Raw genomic sequence first — 20,758 nt, 5'->3', positions numbered from 1 at the left:
ATTTTCATAAAATAATGAACTCAAGGTAAAGCAAGATGGAAAAAGTCACTGTTACTCTGGGCGAACGTAGTTATCCAATCAATATCGCGCCAAGTTTATATAACGAACCTGGGGCATTTTGGCCATTAACTACTGGGCAACGCGCAATGATAGTGACAAATGAAACGCTTGCACCAATTTATCTTGAAAAGGTAAAACACGCTCTTGAATCTTCTGGCGTAAAGGTTGACAGCATCATTCTTCCTGATGGCGAACAATACAAATCGCTATTCATCATGAACGATGTTTTTACCGCACTACTTGAAAAGCACCATAACCGAGATACTACCCTCATCGCTCTTGGTGGGGGGGTTATCGGTGACCTTACGGGTTTCGCTGCTGCTAGCTATCAGCGCGGAGTACGTTTTATCCAAATTCCTACCACCTTATTATCTCAAGTGGACTCTTCTGTTGGCGGTAAAACCGCAGTAAACCATCCTCTAGGGAAAAATATGATTGGGGCATTTTACCAACCTGCCTCGGTGGTTATTGACCTTGATTGTTTAAAAACCTTACCCAAAAGGGAATTAGCCTCCGGCTTAGCAGAAGTGATTAAGTATGGAATAATTCTTGATGGTGACTTTTTTACATGGTTAGAAAACAATATTGATGCTCTGGTCGCGCTAGATAACCAAGCGATGGCCTACTGCATACGTCGTTGTTGCGAATTGAAAGCACAAGTCGTTGCTGCTGATGAAAAAGAAACCAGTGGGTTACGTGCGCTTCTCAATTTAGGTCACACCTTTGGGCATGCCATTGAAGCTCATATGGGCTATGGTGTCTGGTTACATGGTGAAGCCGTTGCAGCAGGTATCGTTATGGCAGCAAGAACTGCTGAATTGATAGGCCAATTTACACCGGAGCAAACCCAACGGGTGATAGCACTTTTAGAACGTGCATCACTTCCTGTCAAAGGCCCTTCACAAATGAAGCCAGATGATTATCTACCGCATATGATGCGCGATAAAAAAGTAATGGGTGGAAAACTGCATTTAATTTTACCTACCACTATCGGGCATTCAGAAATGCGCGCGGACATCGATGCGCAAACTGTCATTGCAGCGATATCTTCCTGCATGCCATAAAAATATGACAAAATGGTCAGATACGTTACCAAAAACAGAGAAAACCCTGAATTTTTACAAGCGTTTTAAAATGTTACTGGTAGATGTACGCTAAAGTCGTTAAATTATAAGGTATGCCTACGCCTAGATACAATAATCTGGAAATGCACAATACCAATATGGCTAGCACGGTATTACGAAAGCATATATGCTTTAAAAATAAGCATCGATATTCTGCTTGGTCGCTAACAGGTTGTACTGATAAGAGACATTTTATCTCTACTATAGGCAAATTTTATTCGGGAGAGGAAGATGGACGAATTTAAACCAGATAATCAAGGCCAAAATGATCTTAGGCCAGATACATCAGATAGACCGACAGGGCGTTCACGCCAATCCGCTGCTACAAAGCCTAAATTAGCACTCTCACGCCAACATATTATGATTGGTGTCGGTGTTTTAGTTTTATTACTACTCATTATTGCGATCAGTTCTGCGTTAAAAGCGCCTACTGAGCATGAAAAGTTGCAAACAACCGGCACTAACAACCAACAAAATATTGATTTGTCTAACTCATCCTCTTTGACAAACTCACAAGAGCAAGCTCAGACGGGTCAGGCACAAGAAATCTCAGGATCTCAAATCACACCGACACCAACTCAAGGTGAGCCAAAAACTCAACCTAATGGCTTGGGTGAGCGGATCGAAATCCCAGGTGATGTGGTAGATGCTTTAAATCAAGGCCAAACACCAACCGCTGGAACAACACAACCACAAAATGTAACACCGCCAGCAATCAAACCTGCAGAACAGCAACCTGTGGCACCGCCAACAGCACCTGAAAAAACCCCTGCGAAAGTGGTTGAGCCAAAACATCCGGTACAACCTAAGCAACCGACTAAGGCTGCGGCCAATAACCATGGCAGCAATGTCATGTCAGCTCCTGCGGGTACCTACACTCTGCAACTTAGTAGTGCAAGCCGTTCAGATACGCTGGAAGCATTTGCTAAAGAAAACAAACTTGCCAATTACAAGGTCTACAAAACTATTCGTAATGGGCAAACTTGGTATGTTCTCATTCACGGTAATTATAATTCAGTCACTGACGCAAAAAATGCAATAGCAACTCTACCTTCTGCTGTTCAAGCGAAAAAGCCGTGGGTTAGAAATATGAAACAAGTCAAACAGGATCAAAAATAACAACGTTTTTCCCCGGGCGCATTGTGTTGTCCTGACAGAGTATGAATGTTTTTACTCTAAACGATTGTAATAATAAGACGGCATGAAAAAAAAACGCGCTTTTTTAAAATGGGCTGGGGGTAAATACCCCCTTGTGGAAGAAATAAAAAAACATCTTCCACAAGGTGATTGCTTAATTGAGCCTTTTGTTGGTGCAGGGTCAGTGTTTTTAAATACTAGCTATGATTCTTACATGCTGGCAGATATCAACAGTGACCTCATCAACCTCTATAATACTGTTAAAGACCATGCTGATTCTTTTATCGAAGAGGCCCAGCAAATCTTCACACCTGAATATAATACTTCAGAACAATACTATTTAATGCGTGAAGCCTTTAACCAATCCAATGACACTGAAAGACGTAGTATCCTTTTTTTATACTTAAATCGTCACTGTTATAATGGGTTATGCCGTTATAATTCACGCGGTGAGTTCAACGTGCCTTTTGGTCGCTACAAAAAGCCCTATTTCCCTAAAGAAGAATTACTGTGGTTCGCTGAAAAATCGCAAAAAGCAACATTTATTACCCAGCACTATGGCGAGACCTTGCTCAATGCTAAAGAAGGGGCCGTCATTTACTGTGACCCGCCTTATGCTCCTTTATCTGATACTGCCAATTTTACGGCTTATCATACCAATTCCTTTAATGCGAGCGAGCAACAAAATTTAGCGATTTTGGCACAGAAGTTATCAACGGAAAACAGGATCCCAGTGCTGATATCGAATCATGATACCCCGTTAACCAGAGAGTGGTATCATCAAGCTCAATTACATATTGTAAAAGTACGTCGTACCATTAGTAGAAATATATTAAACCGTAGCAAAGTCAATGAATTACTGGCTTTATATACGGGGGAACCTAATAGCCTTTCTCCTAGAAAAACTGACAAAAAAATGCAAAGCCTTGTGACTAGTGCTGAATGGCTCTCAGATAACGATTAATAATCGGAGACGATAATGAAAAACTTTCTCATTGCCCCATCTATTTTATCTGCTGACTTTGCTCGTTTAGGCGAAGATACCGCCAATGTTCTTGCAGCTGGTGCTGATATCGTGCATTTTGACGTAATGGATAATCATTATGTTCCTAACCTAACTTTTGGTGCTCCAATTTGTAAAGCCCTGCGTGACTACGGTATTACTGCGCCGATTGATGTCCACCTCATGGTAAAACCTGTTGATAGGATTATCCCTGACTTCGCCAAAGCAGGTGCAACTCATATAAGCTTCCATCCTGAAGCCAGTGAACATGTTGATCGTTCATTACAACTCATCAGAGAACATGGCTGTACCGCGGGGTTGGTATTTAACCCAGCAACACCACTGAGTTACCTTGATTATGTAATGGATAAAGTGGATATGATTTTACTGATGTCAGTTAATCCAGGCTTTGGTGGTCAATCCTTTATCCCACAAACCCTCAATAAATTGCGCCAAGTCCGCAAACTTATTGATGAAAGTGGCTATGATATTCGTTTGGAAGTCGATGGCGGTGTGAAAGTGAACAATATTGCAGAAATCGCGGCGGCTGGAGCGGATACCTTTGTTGCAGGCTCAGCCATCTTCGATCAACCAGACTATAAAACAGTCATCGATGCGATGCGTAACGAACTACAAAAGGTATCTCAATGACTCAAGTTGTATTAGAAGATATTAAAGCGATTGCCTTTGATTTAGATGGTACTCTCGTTGACAGTGCCGGTGGCTTAGCTGAAGCCATCGATAATATGCTCAAAGAGTTTGGTTTTCCTCCAGCAGGTAAAGAGCGCGTCTCTATTTGGGTAGGTAACGGGGTTGATGTTCTCGTTGAACGCGCGCTTTCTTGGGCAGGAGCCGACATCACAGCTGAATTACAAAAAAAAGCTCGAGCCAGTTTTGATAAATTCTATGCAGTTTCTGTCACAACAGGTAGTCAGCTATTCCCTGAAGTAAAAGAAACCTTAGAACAATTAGCAAAACACAACATACCGATGGGGATCGTCACAAATAAAGCTACGCCGTTTATTTCTCCACTACTAAAAAAATTAGGCATTGATAGCTATTTTTCTCTTGTATTGGGTAGTGACGATGTAAAAGCCCTAAAACCACACCCTGCTCCCCTTTACTTAACAATGGGCACATTCGGTTTACGTAAAGAAGAATTGCTTTTTGTCGGCGATTCCCGTAATGATATTATTGCAGCACAAAGCGCAGGATGCCCGAGTGTCGGGCTGACATACGGCTATAACTACGGTGAATCTATTGCTTTGAGCGAACCTGACTGTGTCTTGACACACTTTGCAGGCTTGTTACCCACAATTGGTTTATCTGAAATAAAATAAGCAAGGACATAACAAACATGAGCACTCCCACTGAAAATTTACAGCAACCCCAAAAACCTATCGTATTCAGCGGCGCACAGCCTTCCGGTGAATTAACCATCGGTAACTATATGGGTGCATTACGTCAGTGGGTACAAATGCAAGACGACTATGACTGCATTTACTGTATCGTTGACCAACATGCTATCACTGTTCGCCAAGACCCTGTCGAACTGCGTAAAAGAACCCTCGATACACTTGCGCTCTATTTAGCCTGTGGGATTGACCCGAAAAAAAGCACCATTTTTGTACAGTCTCATGTCCCACAGCATGCACAATTAAGTTGGGCATTAAACTGCTATACCTATTTCGGCGAATTAAGCCGTATGACCCAATTTAAAGATAAATCAGCGCGTCACGCAGAAAATATCAACGCAGGCCTGTTTGACTACCCCGTTTTGATGGTTGCTGATATCTTGCTTTATCAAACTAATCAGGTTCCTGTTGGGATTGACCAAAAACAGCATCTTGAACTAAGCCGTGACATAGCCCAACGCTTCAATGCAATTTATGGTGATATATTTACTGTTCCTGACCCTTTCATCCCTACAGGTGGCGGTGCACGAATTATGGCACTGCAAGACCCAACCAAGAAAATGTCTAAGTCTGATGACAACCGCAATAACGTCATTGCTCTACTCGAAGACCCAAAATCGGTTGTGAAGAAAATCAAACGGGCCATGACGGACTCAGAAGAGCCACCACGCATTCGTTATGATTTAGAAAACAAACCTGGCGTTTCTAACCTGTTAGATATTATGTCAGGTGTCACTGGTAAAAAAATTGCAGAGCTAGAAGCTGAGTTTGAAGGCCAAATGTACGGTCACCTTAAAGGTGCTGTTGCAGAATCCGTCTCTGGCATGTTGACTGACTTACAGACTCGTTATCATGAATTCCGCGATAATGAAGCGCTTCTGAATCAAATCATGGATGAAGGAGCGACTAAAGCGTCTGCTCGTGCACAACAAACTTTAGATAAAGTGTATGAAGCTATTGGTTTTGTAAAACGCCCATAACGCTAATCAAATAAAAAGCGCTTACTCATCAATGGGTGAGCGCTTTCTTTCATTAACACATAGCCAACTATTTTCACAAACTCCTTCTACTTTTCTATCTGGAGTCTATCCTCTTTTATCTATTAAATACCTTATTTAGTGATTTTTAAATTATTTAACTAATAAGGTCATTCTATGTTATTCAAAAATAAACATGCTATTGTCCAAGGCGGATCACGTGGTATTGGCGCTGCTATAGTAAAAAACTAGCCAAAGAAGGTGCAAATGTTGCTTTCACCTACGCCTCATCAGATAAAAATGCAAAATTGTTGATCACTGAAACAGCCCAGTATTCCGGTACAGTCATGGCAATAAAAGCCAATAGTGCAAATGAATATGAAATTACAGCTGCAATCAAACAATCATTTGATAAATTTGGTTCTATTGATATTTTAATTAACAGTCTTGGTATTCTTGAATTTGGCTCAGTAGAAACTCTCCCTCTAGAATCATTTGATCGCTCCTATTCCCTAAATGTACGCAGCTTATTTATTGCTAGCCAATCAGCCCTAACTGTTATGAATAATAATGGACGAATAATTCACATTGGTAGTGTTAACTCAGAACGGGTTCCATTCGAAGGTGGAGCTGCCTACGCAATGAGTAAATCAGCTATTATTGGCTTAACAAAAGGTATGGCTCGAGATGTAGCTGCTAGAGGGATCACTGTCAACAATGTTCAGCCAGGTCCTGTAAACACTGATATGAATCCAGAACAAGGCGAGTTCGCAGATAGTCTAAAACAAATAATGGCTTTAAAACGCTATGCTAGCGCTGATGAGATTGCTGATTTTGTATTGTACCTAGCTAGCCCAGCTGCTGCTTATATAACGGGAGCAAATTTAAATATCGATGGCGGGTTTACAGCTTAAATATTGGTTTATTAATGAATAAAAAAACGGGAAAATTTTCCCGTTTTTTATTAACCAATGAGTTTGACTTTAATTATTGAAAATCTTTGTCGGTATACAACTTCGTCGCTTTAACTCCTTCAATATTTTTGGCCCCGCCTAGCATCATATTGATAGAAAGTTCTTTATTCAGTTGCTGGATCACCGAGTTTACGCCTTCAGCACCACCTAAATTTAAGCCATATAAAATAGGACGGCCTACAGCCACAACATCTGCCCCACTTGCTAAGGCTTTAAATACGTGTGAACCGCGACGCACACCACTATCAAATACAATTGGAACACGTTTATTAACGACCTTAGCAATTGACGGCAATACATCAAAAGACGCGGGACCACTGTCTAACTGGCGACCACCATGATTAGAGACCCAAATCGCATCAGCACCTGCTTTGATCACAACATCAGCATCTTCGGGCGATTGAATACCTTTAACTATTACTGGCAATCCTGATAACTTTTTCACGTATTGAATATCTGCGGGTGTAAAAGCTTGTTTTGCTTGCGCATAAATTTCACTGATCCCTGCACCTTTACCTGTTTTTGAACCATCACTATTTTGCTTAGCAAATAGCTCTAAGTTGGCAAAGCCTAGCGGGAACTGGAAGTTATTACGAATATCATCTTCACGATACCCACCAACTGGAGAGTCAACGGTTAAAATAATCGCTTTAGCACCACTTTCTTTGGCTCTCTTCAACGTAAATTCGTTAAAAGCATTATTTTTACTCATATAAAGCTGGAAAAAGAACGGGTTTTCCCCTGAAACTTCAGCCACTTCTTCAATTGTTTTATTACCGTAGGTACTTAACGAGAAAATAGAACCTGCTTTAGCCATACCTTTTGCTGTCGCAATTTCCCCGTCTTTATGTGCTAATCCTTGGGCCGCCATCGGCGCTTGAATAATAGGGGTTTTTAGTTTAATTCCTAAAAAATCAGTTGAAAGGTCGATATCTGAAATTTCAATTCCCTGCATCACTCTTGGTATAATATATTTATTATCAAAATGTTGCGTATTTTTCTTCAGATTCAATTCATCTTCAGCACCACCACGAATATAACCAAAAGCACCTTTATCCATACTTTTGGCAACTTGGCTTTCTAATTCATCCAAGTTCACAATTTTAATTGGGCCTTCTTTATCGCTAGCTTTATATTCTGCCGCCTGTGCGGTACCAAGAGTCAGTGCAACAGCAAATAATGTCGATGTCACAAACGTATTTTTTCGTGTAAAACTCAACATAATAAATCTTTAACTCCCCATCAATTACTGTTTAATAGCCTCGGCTTGAATTTGGATAGTGACATTTTTGGCCATACCATCCTTCACTAGGAAATCAACCCCCCATTGTGTACGGTCAATAGTGGTTTCGAAATCACCACCGCACACATCAGCATTAAAAATTGGACTGAAATAGCAACCGAATTTGGTAGTTTTTAACTGAACTGGATGTGATTGGCCTTTCATAGTCAACACACCATCAATAGAAACAGGTTTGTTGTCTGCAAAATTCCATTTAGTCGATTTGAACTCAATGGTCGGATATTTTGCAACATCTAACATATCTTCACTTTTAATATGATTATCAAATGCTGATAACCCAGTATTTAAGGTCTCCGCTGGAATTTTTACACTGACGCTACCAGTTTGTTTTTCCAGAGAATAACTCATATCTCCGGTGATATTGTGAAAACCGCCACTATTGGTAGAAGTATTAAAGTGGTCAATATAAAACACGGCTTTAGTATGAGTTGCATCTAATTTATAGTCTGCGGCCTGTGCTGTACCAAGCGCAAACAAAGAAACCAGCAAAGGTAATGTAAGCTTTTTCATCATATTTCCTTAAAATTCAATTACAAATAGGCAGCTTTATCAGTCATTAAGCTGCCTGAATTAATTTCGTAAGTTAAATGTGGGGGTTATCGCGAATTAACGTTCAGAATCTAATTGCTCATTATTTTTCAGAACATCTTGCGCTTTGCTGTAGCTTTCAATTAATAATTGATAAGCAGGGAAAATTTGCGTGTAGGCCATTGCCCATTCAGCAGCGTCTTCACGGTTCCAAGTGCCTTGTAACTCAGAAGCAACCGCGGCTGTATCCATAGGGACAACCCCTGCTTGAACCACACGAGCCAAGGTAATTTCTTGTGCCATCTTGCTATAAGTACCTGATGCATCGATAACAACAAATACTTGGTAACCATCCATCACCGCACTAATCGCAGGGAAAGCCATACAAACGCTAGTAATGGTACCTGCAATAATCAGTTGTTTTTTGCCTGTCGCTTTTACCGCTGCCACAAACTCAGGGTTATCCCATGCATTAATTTCGCCACGACGTGCAATATATTGTGCATGTGGTGCATTTTGGTGAATTTCTGGGATCAACGGACCATTGGGGCCTTGAGGTACAGAAGCCGTAGTGATCACTGGGATTTTTGCCAGTGAAGCCATTTTAGCCAGTACAGATGCGCGAGCACGCAATTCAGTCATTGGCATATCACCTACAGTTTGGAAAAGCCCACTTTGGTGATCAATTAATAACATCACAGCATCGTTTGGGTTAATAACAGGGCGCTGGCCATTAAAGTTTGCTGGAATACTCATGATAAAGCCTCTCAATCGATGAAGTCAGAAATTTATTTAGAATCAAAAATAGAACTATAACCGCTCCGTTTTCGTGTTATTTAGATTAATTCATCAGTTTTAAGCTGAGTAGTCTGGATTTTGATAAACTCTGTTCTATAAATAGGATAATAACCTCAACCTTGATTGTTCTTTTATTGGAACAATGAAACCTATTTTTGCCCCTACTGCCGAATGATTTGCTCCTTTATTATTCAGTCATCAAAACAGTTTAGGAGCAAAACCATGAAAAAGATTATTGGTATCTATCAATCTCCTCGTAGCCATTGGGTAGGAGACGGCTTTCCTGTCCGTTCAATGTTTACTTACGATAACCATGGGAAATACCTCAACCCATTCTTATTACTCGATAGAGCAGGTCCTTTCAATTTCCCCAGCTCAGAAGCAAAGAATCGAGGAGTTGGTGAGCACCCTCATCGTGGGTTTGAAACCGTTACGATAGTGTATGATGGGGAAGTAGCTCATCATGATTCTACTGGTGAAGGCGGTGTGATAGGTCCAGGCGATGTTCAGTGGATGACTGCGGCATCGGGTATTTTGCATCAAGAATATCAGTCTGATGCCTTTATGAAAAAAGGTGGCACTCTTGATATGGTGCAACTGTGGGTCAATTTGCCTGCAAAAGACAAATCAGCGGCACCCGGCTACCAGTTATTGGAAAGCCAAACTATGCCAAAAGTCACACTGCCGAACGAAGCAGGCACACTGCGTGTGATTGCAGGGGATTATTTAGGCCACAAAGGGGCAGCCAAAACCTATACCCCGTTAGATGTTTGGGATTTACAACTCAATCAGGGAAAAACTGTTGGCATACAGACAAAATCAGGTCGTAACGTAGGGTTAGTCATGCTACGCGGTTCAATATTTGTTGATGGGCGTTCTGCCTTAAATGAAGGTGAACTGATGATCCTTGATAATACAGAAAGCAACATTGTGCTAGAAGCAACAGAAGATGCCTTAGTATTACTGCTAAGCGGTGACCCGATTGACGAACCGGTTGTTGGTTACGGCCCATTTGTTATGAATAGCATGGACGAAATTAATAAAGCTGTAAATGACTTCAACAGCGGCAAATTTGGCCGTATTCCTGAAACACAATAAATAATGTATGACCCCTCGATAACCTTAGGCTATTGGGGGGTTATTTTACTGACGGTGAAATGTTATCTGCTAAATAATTCAATAATAATTGTACTGATGGTAACAACCCTTTGCGAGATGGATAAACCGCATGAATAATATCTTCAGGGAAACGCCATTCAGGTAATACCTCCACCAAGTCCCCTGAGGCAATTTCCTTTTCCACCACGCCATAAGGCAACCTTGCAATGCCAATCCCTTTAAGTGCCGCGCGGTATAACGTTAACACATCAGTTGTGGCTAATTTAGGGGTGAAATGCTGTGTAAAACTCAGGTCATCACTATTTTTCAGTGTTAACGTATAGTTTTGCGAGTGCTCTGTATTCGCTAACATCGGGTAATCCACCAGCTTTTCAGGCTCAATAAGTGCCCCTCGTTCTACAAATAACTGCGGACTTGCAACCAATATCCTGCGAGAATACCCCAGCACTTTCATCATTAGACCGGAGTCATCAAGAGGTAAAGAACGCACCCTAATTGCCAAATCCAGCCCTTCACTGATCACATCAACAGGGCGATTAACTGCCAATATCTGAATATCGATATCTGGGTATTGCGCCATAAAATCAACAAGTAATTCATTAAGATACACTTGCAACAATGCAACAGGACAAGACAGTTTTATCGTACCTTTCGGGTGAGACTGAACAGAACAAATCAATTCGTGAGCAATTTCGGCTTCATCCACCACATTTTTACATTGCTGATAAAAAACCTGCCCTACATCTGTGACATGAAATTGGCGAGTTGAACGATAAATTAAAGAAACATTTAGCTTTTTCTCTAAATCTGCAATACGTCGGCTTAACTTAGATTTAGGAACCCCAAGAGCTAAACCCGCTTGGGAAAAACCACCATGCTCAACGACTTTCACATAGTAATAGAGATCATTTAAATCATATTGCAGCATACGTTTTTACCAACCTTTGTGCTTGGAGGTTTGAAATCGTTATCTTACTCAAAATTCAAAAAATGTCCTCTTCGATATTTATTCTTTCACACCTATATTCAGCTTTATCGTACGAGCCAACAAAGACCCTATTATAAAAAACAGATAATTTTGGGGTATTAATGAAAGCCTTTTTTAATAATTTTATGTAAACATGAAAATTATCCTCTACCGTTAAAATGAGAATATCATGCGTACAGAATTACCACAGACTCCATCAACTTCATCACTTGAGTGTTTTTTTGAAACCGCTGTTAACCAAGCGGATAAAAAAGGAAAAATCAGCCATTCTGATATAAAAAAACTCCTAAAGAACATCTCCAATTCATCAGAAAAACTTACCGTTAACAATTACTATAATATCCAAGAGTCTGTTAGTAGACTAAATAAAACCTTAACACTTCAGCACTCTAACGTTATTGAAAACAAGTCTCTCTGTATCCATAAGGCATACACAATGGCATTTAATAAATTATCTGATGCCTCTATTCATGAGATCAGACGCAATGCGCCACAAAGAGCCAATACGCTCAATATCATTGAACTAATGACCAAAAATAAAACGATAAAGCAAAAAAGAGTTATTGAATTTAAGGAAAACACCCAGAATATAAAAGCTAAAGTTGATATATTTATTAATGACTTATATAAAGAACCGTATTGGAGACCAAATGATAAAGAATATTCAGGGCTAATGGCTAACCTATCGAAATTAAAAAGTGATATAGAAAAGTCGAGAAATAATATACTCAGTTCAAGTTATCAACATAACCCAAATAAATTTAAAGCATTAACTCAGTTAAAATCGCAATTAACACAGCTTACAGAGAAATTACAAAACGATTATGACAAGCTAATCCGTGGTAGTACCTCAGATAATCAGCGTATCTTGAGCGATAATGAAATGCCTTCAATCTATAAATTAGAGCTAGCTCATTTAAAAAGGGCAATACCTATAATTGAATCAGAATTAGCGCAATTACAAAACGAACTACAAAGTAAACGTAGTGAATTGAGTAAATAATAAAGTAAAAAATTAACGGAACGCCAAAAAAAAAACGCCTAATTAAAAATTAGGCATGTCTAACTTTGAGATACGGCAACCTAGCCCCGTTTTCCAAACAAACGGTGGCTAAATTCTTCAATCTGGTGGTGTTCTAAGCGATTTTGCATGGTTAAACTCCAGCTTGCGGATAACCCAGCTGCACTTAGCAACCGCTGATAGAGTTGTTCATCATAGGGGGCATGAAAAGCAATCATAATCGCTTCTTGTACTGAAACGTCACTATTACGGCTTAATAGCGTTAATGGTTCGTTTTCGCTGACATTTCCTGTTTTTATCACCCGATAAAGCCACCCACAGCAACCACGCTCTTGCATCAACTGTGCAAAGTTTTCGATCCCCGTAAGCCCATTAAGCTTATAACATGGAGAGCGAGGCTGCGTGACCTGTATCCGCGCATTACCCCATGCAAAAATATCCCCGATAAATACGTTTTCTTCGGTCATACCCTGTGTTGATATATTTTCCCCAAATGCAGAGGCAACAAATAAATCCTCAAGCTCAGGGTAAGCGTTCAACCAATAATGATAATGCTCACGTGGATAATGGCATAGGGCTCTATCTGGCCCACCATGGAAACGTTTTTCTGCCTGTTCATCCCCTTCTAGCCCTAATTGCCCTAAAGCCAGCAAACCATCCGCAGCCTGTTTATGGATCGCACTTTGACCACAAGATTGAGTCTCTTGGACTTTACCGATAAAAACTTGGGGTAAACATGACATTGACGATATTCTCCATTTGAATAGCGATAGAGACTTCATCATAAAGAATGCCAAGACAGATAACAATCCAATACACCGGAAAATAAAAAGGCGTAGCATCTATGATGCTACGCCCACTCGCTATTTAATTAAAAAATTAATTATTTAGCTTTTGCTGCAAAACGTGCGGCAGCTTCGTCCCAGTTAACAACGGACCAGAACGCTTTAATATAATCAGGACGGCGGTTTTGGAATTTCAAGTAATAAGCGTGTTCCCACACATCTAAACCAATGATAGGGTAGCCTGAAGCACCTGAGATAGCTTCACCCATCAATGGGCTATCTTGGTTAGCTGTAGAAACAACAGCTAATTTACCGTCATCTTTCAGAACCAGCCATGCCCAACCTGAACCAAAACGAGTTGCAGCAGCTTTTTCAAATACTTCTTTAAATGCATCAACGCTACCGAAATCGCGTTCAATAGCCGCTTTCAGTTCGCCTTTTAATTCAGTACCTAATTTCAAACCTTTCCAGAACAGACTATGGTTTGAGTGACCACCAGCGTTGTTGCGTACAAAAGTGCGCTGATCAGCTGGAATTTGATCTAATTTTTGAATCAGAACATCGATGTCCAAACCTGCTAATTCTGGCAGTTTTTCTAACGCTGTATTTGTGTTAGTCACATAGGTTTGATGGTGCTTAGTGTGGTGGATTTCCATGGTCTGTTTGTCAAAATGTGGTTCCAACGCATCATAAGCATAAGGTAAAGCAGGTAATGTATAACTCATATTATTGTCTCCAGTGACGTAAATACCGCTATGTTTCTCATTTTTCACCACAAGGCTCATAGGGTATGCACTTGCTTAACTTCGCACCTTGTGAATTACTATCTATTATAGTTATTTTACTGTTAATGAAAATCATTATCAAATCCATAAAAAAAATGTGGGTTTTCTCATTCGCTACAAGAACTCCCTTATACAGTAACTAATACCAATATCACCGCCTTTTATTTTTCTTTAATTCTAACATTTTCTATATTTTAAGGTTAATACACTAATTTAATATTTAGCATCAAATGATAATTCTGCAAATCCCATTACAATTAATACGTGATCTTCCGCGCAAAAGAAAAACAAATTTATATTTCGTGCTTTAGTTAACCATTTTTTGACATAGTATTAACATCTGCAAGGAGATAATAATATGACTCAAATAACTAAACATCCCGTTCCTGCTGAAATTGCAAAAAATGCCCTGATAAACGAACAACAGTATAACGATGAGTACCAACGCTCGATTCAAGACCCTGAAGGATTTTGGGGCGAAAAAGGAAAAATCGTTGATTGGATTAAACCGTACACCCGTGTCAAGAACACGTCTTTTGACCCCGGACATATCGATATCCGTTGGTTTGAAGATGGCACTTTAAATTTAAGTGCAAACTGTTTGGATCGTCATCTGGCTGAAAAAGGCGACCAAGTAGCTATTATTTGGGAAGGCGATGACCCATCATCGTCAAAAAATGTCACTTACCGTGAATTGCATCAAGATGTTTGTCAGTTTGCAAATGTGTTAAAGCAACAAGGTATCCGCAAAGGCGATGTCGTTGCTATCTATATGCCAATGGTTGTAGAAGCCGCTGTAGCCATGCTAGCTTGTGCTCGTATTGGTGCCATCCATACAGTCATTTTTGCGGGTTTCTCTCCTGAGGCAGTCTCTGGTCGTGTCATTGACTGTAAAGCCAAGCTTATCATCACTGCTGATGAAGGCCTACGCGCAGGCCGTGCAATCCCCCTGAAAAAAAATGTGGATGATGCACTAACCAACCCACATGTAACCACCGTATCCAATGTGATCGTCTATCAGCGTACTGGTAATCCACCGAGTTGGGTTGAAGGACGTGACTTATGGTGGCATGACGTGGTTAAAGGTGTCAGTACAGACTGTCCTCCTGAAGAAATCAGTGCTGAAGACCCCCTATTCATTCTGTATACCTCTGGTTCTACAGGTAAACCTAAAGGTGTCCTCCATACCACTGGGGGCTATTTAGTTTATGCAACGCTCACGTTTAAATACACTTTCGACTATCACCCAGGTGAAGTCTATTGGTGTACTGCTGATGTGGGTTGGGTTACCGGCCATAGTTACTTGTTATATGGGCCATTATCCAATGGGGCAAAAACCTTAATGTTTGAAGGTGTGCCTAACTATCCATCAGTAAACAGAATGAGTCAGGTTGTTGATAAACACCAAGTCAATATCCTCTACACTGCACCAACTGCAATCCGTGCGTTAATGGCTGAAGGTGATAAAGCCATTGAAGGCACTGATCGTAGTTCTCTGCGCATCTTAGGCTCTGTGGGGGAACCCATTAATCCTGAAGCATGGGAATGGTTCTACAAAAAAATTGGTAATAGCCGCTGCCCTGTGGTTGATACATGGTGGCAGACAGAAACTGGTGGCTTCATGATCACACCACTTCCCGGTGCAACAACATTGAAACCCGGTTCTGCAACTTTACCTTTCTTTGGTGTTCGACCTGCATTAGTTGATAACCTTGGTGAGCCTATCGAAGGGGCTACAGAAGGTAATTTAGTGATTGTTGATTCATGGCCGGGGCAAGCCCGTACTTTATTTGGCGATCACGAGCGTTTCGAGCAAACTTATTTCTCAACCTTTAAAGGTATGTACTTTAGTGGAGATGGTGCTCGCCGTGATGAAGATGGCTATTATTGGATCACAGGTCGTGTTGACGATGTATTGAATATCTCAGGTCACCGTTTAGGTACCGCAGAGATAGAATCAGCCCTCGTTGCACATCCAAAAGTGGCTGAAGCCGCAGTAGTTGGTATTCCTCACAATATTAAAGGCCAAGCAATTTATGCTTATGTCACATTAATATCAGGGGTTGAGCCATCTCCAGAGCTATACACAGAAGTTCGCAATTGGGTTCGTAAAGAAATTGGTCCAATTGCAACACCGGATGTTCTTCACTGGACGGATTCATTACCAAAAACCCGTTCCGGTAAAATCATGCGTCGTATCCTACGAAAAATTGCATCAGGAGATACCAGTAACTTTGGAGATACCTCCACTCTGGCAGATCCAGGTGTTGTCGAAAAACTACTCGAAGAAAAACAGTCTATGAGTATGTCATAACGCCAAAAGGGCCGCCTTTACCGGGTGGCCTTACATACATCCCAATAAGACGATTTACTCTAAATAATTTGAGGTGCAACTAGAAGGCAAGTGAATGAGTCACTAAGAGCATATATAGATATGTGACTAGTACGAGTGAACACCGCCAACGACACTGCAACTTGAAGTATGACGAGTATAACAGAGGAGAACTCTGATGAATGCTACTGCTTACGAAAAGGTAGAGGATAACCCTCGCTTCAAGGAATTGGTCAGGAAACGTAGTCGCTTTTCATGGTTGTTATCGATAATAACGCTCGTGTTGTATGTAGGTTTTATTTTTCTTATCGCTTTTGATCCAAGCTGGTTAGGTACACCTATCTCTGAAGGCTCTTACATCACAAGGGGGATCCCTGTCGGTGTAGGGCTAATCGTCATTTCATTTGTATTAACTGGGCTATATGTTATTCGTGCCAACGGTGAATATGACCGTTTAACGGCAGAAATCTTAAAAGAGGTAGAAAAATGAAAATATTGCTCTCACTCATTCTCTTTTTTACCTCATCAATCGTGTTTGCAGACGCATTGACAGGGGATGTGGAACGTCAGCCTATCAATATTCAAGCAATTATCATGTTCTTACTTTTTGTTGGCTTCACGTTATATATCACCTACTGGGCATCAAAAAGAACACGTTCTCGCTCCGATTACTATACTGCCGGTGGGAAAATTACAGGGTTCCAAAATGGGATGGCAATTGCAGGGGACTTTATGTCTGCAGCTTCTTTCTTGGGGATCTCCGCTCTTGTTTATACTTCTGGCTATGATGGCTTAATTTACTCGATTGGCTTTTTAATTGGCTGGCCGATCATTCTATTCTTAATTGCCGAGCGCTTACGAAATTTAGGTCGCTACACTTTTGCTGACGTAGCATCTTACCGATTAAAACAAAGACCAATTCGTATTTTGTCTGCTGTTGGCTCACTTGTCGTTGTAGCACTCTATCTCATTGCCCAGATGGTTGGGGCAGGTAAACTGATCGAATTATTATTTGGCTTAAATTATCATGTAGCCGTGGTTATCGTTGGTATTCTCATGGTGTTGTACGTATTATTTGGTGGGATGCTAGCAACTACATGGGTACAAATCATCAAAGCCATTCTCTTACTTGCTGGTGCAACATTCATGGCGGTTATGGTCATGAAACATGTAGGCTTTAATTTCAATACATTATTTAAAGAGGCTGTAGAAATCCATAAGAATGGCATTTCTATTATGAGCCCTGGAGGCCTAGTATCTGACCCGATATCCGCCCTATCGCTTGGCTTGGCATTAATGTTTGGTACCGCCGGTCTTCCTCATATTATTATGCGTTTCTTTACCGTAAGTGATGCCAAAGAAGCGCGTAAGAGTGTGTTCTATGCAACAGGATTTATCGGTTATTTCTATATACTGACTTTCATTATTGGTTTCGGCGCTATTGTGCTTGTCAGTTCAAATCCTGCATTTAAAGATGCTGCAGGGGCGCTCATTGGCGGAACTAATATGGCTGCAGTTCACCTTGCTGATGCTGTTGGGGGCAATTTCTTCCTTGGCTTTATTTCTGCGGTTGCCTTCGCCACCATCCTTGCGGTTGTTGCTGGATTGACACTCGCAGGCGCTTCTGCGGTATCTCATGACCTTTATGCGATGGCAATGAAAAATGGTAAGGCTGACGAAAAAGATGAATTACGCGTTTCAAAAATTACGGTTGTCATCTTAGGTTTTGTTGCAATTGGCCTTGGTATTTTGTTTGAAAAACAAAATATTGCTTTCATGGTCGGCTTAGCATTCTCCATCGCTGCAAGCTGTAACTTCCCTATTATTTTACTATCAATGTACTGGCGCAAACTCACGACTCGCGGTGCATTAGCAGGAGGCTGGTTAGGGCTGATTACCGCCGTTGTCTTAATGATCCTAGGTCCAACTATATGGGTCAGCATTCTTCATCATGAAAAACCAATCTATCCATATGAATATCCTGCTTTCTTCTCCATGATTGTTGCATTCGTTGCCTCATGGTTATTCTCTGTTACTGACAATTCAGAACAAGGGAAAATGGAAAGAGAACGCTTTAAAGAGCAATTTATTCGTTCACAAATTGGTTTGGGTATTGAACAAGGTAAGTCTCACTAAATCTGACTTTATTACCACAACAAACGGTTCAGTGTATCGAGCCGTTTGTTATTGTCAGACTAAAACCACGCAGTGATTGCTCCAATAAGGATACAGGCTAATAGTGTAACCCTATCAGCAATCTTTCGAGTAAAACTTATCTACCTCTTTTTCTAGACGCCAGTTTCACGATAACATTAGCTACCGTGGTGACTAGATAAGCAGCGATATTACATAATGCTCTTTCCCATTTATCACCTTCTTTTTCTTTGTAAGGTCATTTTAAACCCTTACAACGGATACCTCAGGTCTTGCGACCATCTTTATTGTTCAATTAACCCGATAATATTAAGTGTTTTAGGAGCAAACAACAAAAGGCTATGAGTAAGCAAACCTCGATGATGATTACCTTGGTTCACATACCCTAAATCTGCTTGAGTAGGACGATGATTGTAGCTTGGTAGCATCTTCTATCGCGAGAAGAAAGGAATAGCAGTGACCAGTTTTACTGTCGCACTAAAAATGGCTTCACTAATATTCTCTGCGGATATGTTAACGTTCCTATCTCCCTCCATACTGGCCAGTGAGCTAAACGATTTTACTACCGATTTACTTGGATACCGAGCCAAGTTTGAGGCCATTTATTACAAACCTGACCGGTCTTTTTGGTTCTCCAAGTTTAGTATGTGCACGTTGTTCTTTAGCCCGCTCATTATTACTTTCCATCATCTCAGGAGCCCCAATTAAATCCGTTGAAGAGTTGATCGTAAGCTAAGCATTTAGTTCAAAAAAGTTTCTCAGATAATGTGAAGGACTTATGTATAAAAGACAGCCTCATAAGGAGGTGGGTGGTTTAGGTCAGACAAAAAAAATCCTTCTTTCTGCGTAGAGAAAAGAAGGATATTAATAATATTTAAGAATATTTTTATTATCGTTATTCGGTTCTATCTTGCATAGTATTGTTTTTCTACATTAACCCAATCTTCTACAAGAGAATAAAAATCGGCAGATTTTGTTTTTCTTTCCTCTTGTAATTGTTGGAATTCTTGTTTATTTTTCGGTGTGTAACGAGAAAGCAATCGGTCTAAAACAATATGTTTATCTGCAAATTGAGAGCTAATTTTTAATGTCTTAAACAGTGCGATAGTAATAATCCCACTAATTGCCAGCATCCCAATAACAGAAGCAAAACTATAATCAATCCCAACAGCATTTCTTACGACATTTAGCAGTAAAAATGGAACAAAGAACATCACAAGTAAGGAAAGGATCGTGGCGCCATCTTGGCCATTGTTAAATTCATTCTCTTTCTGCTTATTCACAGAAAGGATCTGATCAAAAATTTTTTGATTCGCACTTTTTGTTTTATTCATCTGATCCACCTTTGGTACACAGACATTGTTAACCAGAAATACAGCGCGCTTAGTCGATTATCTTTCGTATCCGAACGCTAACTATTTCCTTTGATAATTTCATTTATAAGCAAACTTCATCTATAACGTGATAACTTGAAATGATATTAACTACTTTAAAATAGTATAAATGCAAGTAAATGAAACATCAATTTAACAATTTTTATATAAAAAAATAAACAATTGAGTTTTTTTTCATCATAAACTGGCTAAAGAAATATTAATTTTCTATATGAGTAAAATTGATTAGTTTATTTTTATCTATTGATATTTATGAGTTTATTGATGAAAAAATAGACGTTATTAATGAACTAATTAACACCATAAAAACCATTAAACCGATAGATATTTTATGGCAAAAGAAGGAAAAACAAGTAAAGTAGTTTCATTTAGTCATTATTATTTTTAATCAATTATAAATAATCTATCTCTCAATAAAGCAAGCTAGCGGCATATCAGCAGTAAAGACAAATAATTTTCCTCATTCCTGTTACTACATTAGAAATGTGAATTGTTACTCACTACTTTGATTCCTACACTGCCATTCACCATACCAATATCATTATACTTTCCGCATAAACTAGTACCAAACTTCTCTACCCCAGCGTAGACCTACGCTAACTAATTGATTTAATTTTGTTTTTCAACATATTAAACTCACCCCGACAAATGAGTTGTTACTCACTACTTTAAATACGACACACCTATTCACCACACCAATATCATTACACTTTCCGCATGAACTAGTACCAAACTTCTCTACTCCCAGCTTAGCTCCTCCCGTAGTTAATTGATTTAATTTTATTTTTCAGCATATTAAACTCACCCCGATAAGTGAGTTGTTACTTACTACTTTAAATCCGACATGCCCATTCAACACAT

18 protein-coding genes and 2 pseudogenes are annotated in these 20,758 nt (G+C 40.0%); 12 read left to right on the top strand and 8 right to left on the bottom strand.

What is annotated here, in order from left to right; all coding sequences use genetic code 11:
• The first annotated feature begins 35 nt into the window (after window positions 1–35).
• From aroB to ACPEH5_RS18370, 7 genes and pseudogenes are all read left to right on the top strand, one after another.
• On the top strand, window positions 36–1,124 hold the full coding sequence (gene aroB, locus ACPEH5_RS18400; protein ID WP_048605596.1) for a 3-dehydroquinate synthase: 1,089 nt from the start codon (window positions 36–38) through the stop codon (window positions 1,122–1,124).
• Window positions 1,125–1,415: 291 nt separating this feature from the next.
• Window positions 1,416–2,303: an SPOR domain-containing protein gene (locus ACPEH5_RS18395; protein WP_042848632.1), complete on the top strand. Its 888-nt coding sequence runs from the start codon at window positions 1,416–1,418 to the stop codon at window positions 2,301–2,303.
• Window positions 2,304–2,385: 82 nt separating this feature from the next.
• Entirely contained in the window at window positions 2,386–3,285 is a 900-nt protein-coding gene (dam, locus tag ACPEH5_RS18390) for an adenine-specific DNA-methyltransferase (RefSeq protein ID WP_048605600.1), read from the top strand.
• A 15-nt stretch (window positions 3,286–3,300) separates the two neighbouring features.
• On the top strand, window positions 3,301–3,975 hold the full coding sequence (gene rpe / locus ACPEH5_RS18385) for a ribulose-phosphate 3-epimerase (protein ID WP_004263207.1): 675 nt from the start codon (window positions 3,301–3,303) through the stop codon (window positions 3,973–3,975).
• The gene (locus ACPEH5_RS18380; protein ID WP_226693541.1) at window positions 3,972–4,664 is read left to right on the top strand and encodes a phosphoglycolate phosphatase; all 693 of its coding nucleotides are present in this window, start codon (window positions 3,972–3,974) and stop codon (window positions 4,662–4,664) included. Before rpe ends, ACPEH5_RS18380 begins: the two co-directional genes overlap by 4 nt.
• 17 nt (window positions 4,665–4,681) lie before the next feature.
• A complete protein-coding gene (trpS, locus tag ACPEH5_RS18375; protein ID WP_042848635.1) occupies window positions 4,682–5,719 on the top strand; it encodes a tryptophan--tRNA ligase in 1,038 nt (345 codons plus the stop codon).
• A gap of 174 nt (window positions 5,720–5,893) precedes the next feature.
• Window positions 5,894–6,630 (top strand): annotated as a pseudogene (locus ACPEH5_RS18370) (3-oxoacyl-ACP reductase family protein).
• A gap of 73 nt (window positions 6,631–6,703) precedes the next feature.
• On the opposite strand, the gene ACPEH5_RS18365 reads toward ACPEH5_RS18370, so the two are convergent.
• The 3 genes from ACPEH5_RS18365 to ACPEH5_RS18355 form a co-directional block, all read right to left on the bottom strand.
• Window positions 6,704–7,912 (bottom strand): lactate oxidase, encoded by a 1,209-nt coding sequence (locus ACPEH5_RS18365; protein WP_042848637.1) that lies wholly within the window; start codon window positions 7,910–7,912, stop codon window positions 6,704–6,706.
• Between the two features lie 24 nt (window positions 7,913–7,936).
• Window positions 7,937–8,503, bottom strand: coding sequence for a YceI family protein (locus ACPEH5_RS18360; protein ID WP_281111203.1), 567 nt, complete (start codon window positions 8,501–8,503; stop codon window positions 7,937–7,939).
• Window positions 8,504–8,599: 96 nt separating this feature from the next.
• Entirely contained in the window at window positions 8,600–9,277 is a 678-nt protein-coding gene (locus ACPEH5_RS18355; RefSeq protein ID WP_042848639.1) for a hydrolase, read from the bottom strand.
• Between the two features lie 264 nt (window positions 9,278–9,541).
• On the opposite strand from ACPEH5_RS18355, the gene ACPEH5_RS18350 reads away from it, so the two are divergent.
• Entirely contained in the window at window positions 9,542–10,417 is an 876-nt protein-coding gene (locus ACPEH5_RS18350) for a pirin family protein (RefSeq protein ID WP_042848640.1), read from the top strand.
• 40 nt (window positions 10,418–10,457) lie between these two features.
• On the opposite strand, the gene ACPEH5_RS18345 is transcribed toward ACPEH5_RS18350, so the two are convergent.
• Complete coding sequence (locus tag ACPEH5_RS18345; protein ID WP_042848667.1) at window positions 10,458–11,363, bottom strand: LysR substrate-binding domain-containing protein; 906 nt, start codon at window positions 11,361–11,363, stop codon at window positions 10,458–10,460.
• A 232-nt stretch (window positions 11,364–11,595) separates the two neighbouring features.
• On the opposite strand from ACPEH5_RS18345, the gene ACPEH5_RS18340 reads away from it, so the two are divergent.
• Complete coding sequence (locus ACPEH5_RS18340) at window positions 11,596–12,429, top strand: hypothetical protein (RefSeq protein ID WP_226693540.1); 834 nt, start codon at window positions 11,596–11,598, stop codon at window positions 12,427–12,429.
• Window positions 12,430–12,509: 80 nt separating this feature from the next.
• Here the strand turns inward: ACPEH5_RS18340 and yiiM are convergent, their stop codons facing one another.
• Together yiiM and sodA are read right to left on the bottom strand one after the other, a co-directional pair.
• Window positions 12,510–13,190 carry a 6-hydroxyaminopurine reductase gene (gene yiiM / locus ACPEH5_RS18335; RefSeq protein ID WP_042848643.1) on the bottom strand — a complete coding sequence of 227 codons (681 nt, stop codon included), beginning with the start codon at window positions 13,188–13,190 and terminating at the stop codon, window positions 12,510–12,512.
• Window positions 13,191–13,330: 140 nt separating this feature from the next.
• The gene (gene sodA / locus ACPEH5_RS18330; RefSeq protein ID WP_042848668.1) at window positions 13,331–13,957 is read right to left on the bottom strand and encodes a superoxide dismutase [Mn]; all 627 of its coding nucleotides are present in this window, start codon (window positions 13,955–13,957) and stop codon (window positions 13,331–13,333) included.
• Between the two features lie 418 nt (window positions 13,958–14,375).
• Here sodA and acs point away from each other — a divergent pair, with 418 nt between their 5' ends.
• The 3 genes from acs to actP all read left to right on the top strand — a co-directional run bounded on the left by acs (window position 14,376) and on the right by actP (window position 18,485).
• Complete coding sequence (acs, locus tag ACPEH5_RS18325; protein ID WP_226693539.1) at window positions 14,376–16,331, top strand: acetate--CoA ligase; 1,956 nt, start codon at window positions 14,376–14,378, stop codon at window positions 16,329–16,331.
• A gap of 196 nt (window positions 16,332–16,527) precedes the next feature.
• Window positions 16,528–16,839, top strand: a complete 312-nt coding sequence (locus ACPEH5_RS18320) for a DUF485 domain-containing protein (protein ID WP_004906633.1) — start codon at window positions 16,528–16,530, stop codon at window positions 16,837–16,839.
• Window positions 16,836–18,485 carry a cation/acetate symporter ActP gene (gene actP, locus ACPEH5_RS18315; protein WP_048605606.1) on the top strand — a complete coding sequence of 550 codons (1,650 nt, stop codon included), beginning with the start codon at window positions 16,836–16,838 and terminating at the stop codon, window positions 18,483–18,485. The genes ACPEH5_RS18320 and actP overlap by 4 nt, the downstream gene beginning before the upstream one ends.
• A 169-nt stretch (window positions 18,486–18,654) precedes the next feature.
• On the opposite strand, the pseudogene ACPEH5_RS18310 reads toward actP, so the two are convergent.
• Both ACPEH5_RS18310 and ACPEH5_RS18305 read right to left on the bottom strand, forming a co-directional pair.
• Window positions 18,655–19,193 (bottom strand): annotated as a pseudogene (locus ACPEH5_RS18310) (IS4 family transposase); the annotation flags it as partial.
• Between the two features lie 215 nt (window positions 19,194–19,408).
• Window positions 19,409–19,837 carry a hypothetical protein gene (locus ACPEH5_RS18305; protein ID WP_129467221.1) on the bottom strand — a complete coding sequence of 143 codons (429 nt, stop codon included), beginning with the start codon at window positions 19,835–19,837 and terminating at the stop codon, window positions 19,409–19,411.
• Window positions 19,838–20,758: the final 921 nt, after the last annotated feature.

Origin of the sequence: Providencia sp. NPDC089933 (genome assembly GCF_049545585.1) — a bacterium.
GTDB classification, from domain to species: domain Bacteria; phylum Pseudomonadota; class Gammaproteobacteria; order Enterobacterales; family Enterobacteriaceae; genus Providencia; species Providencia huashanensis.
This window is presented reverse-complemented; position numbering and strand designations above follow the sequence as displayed.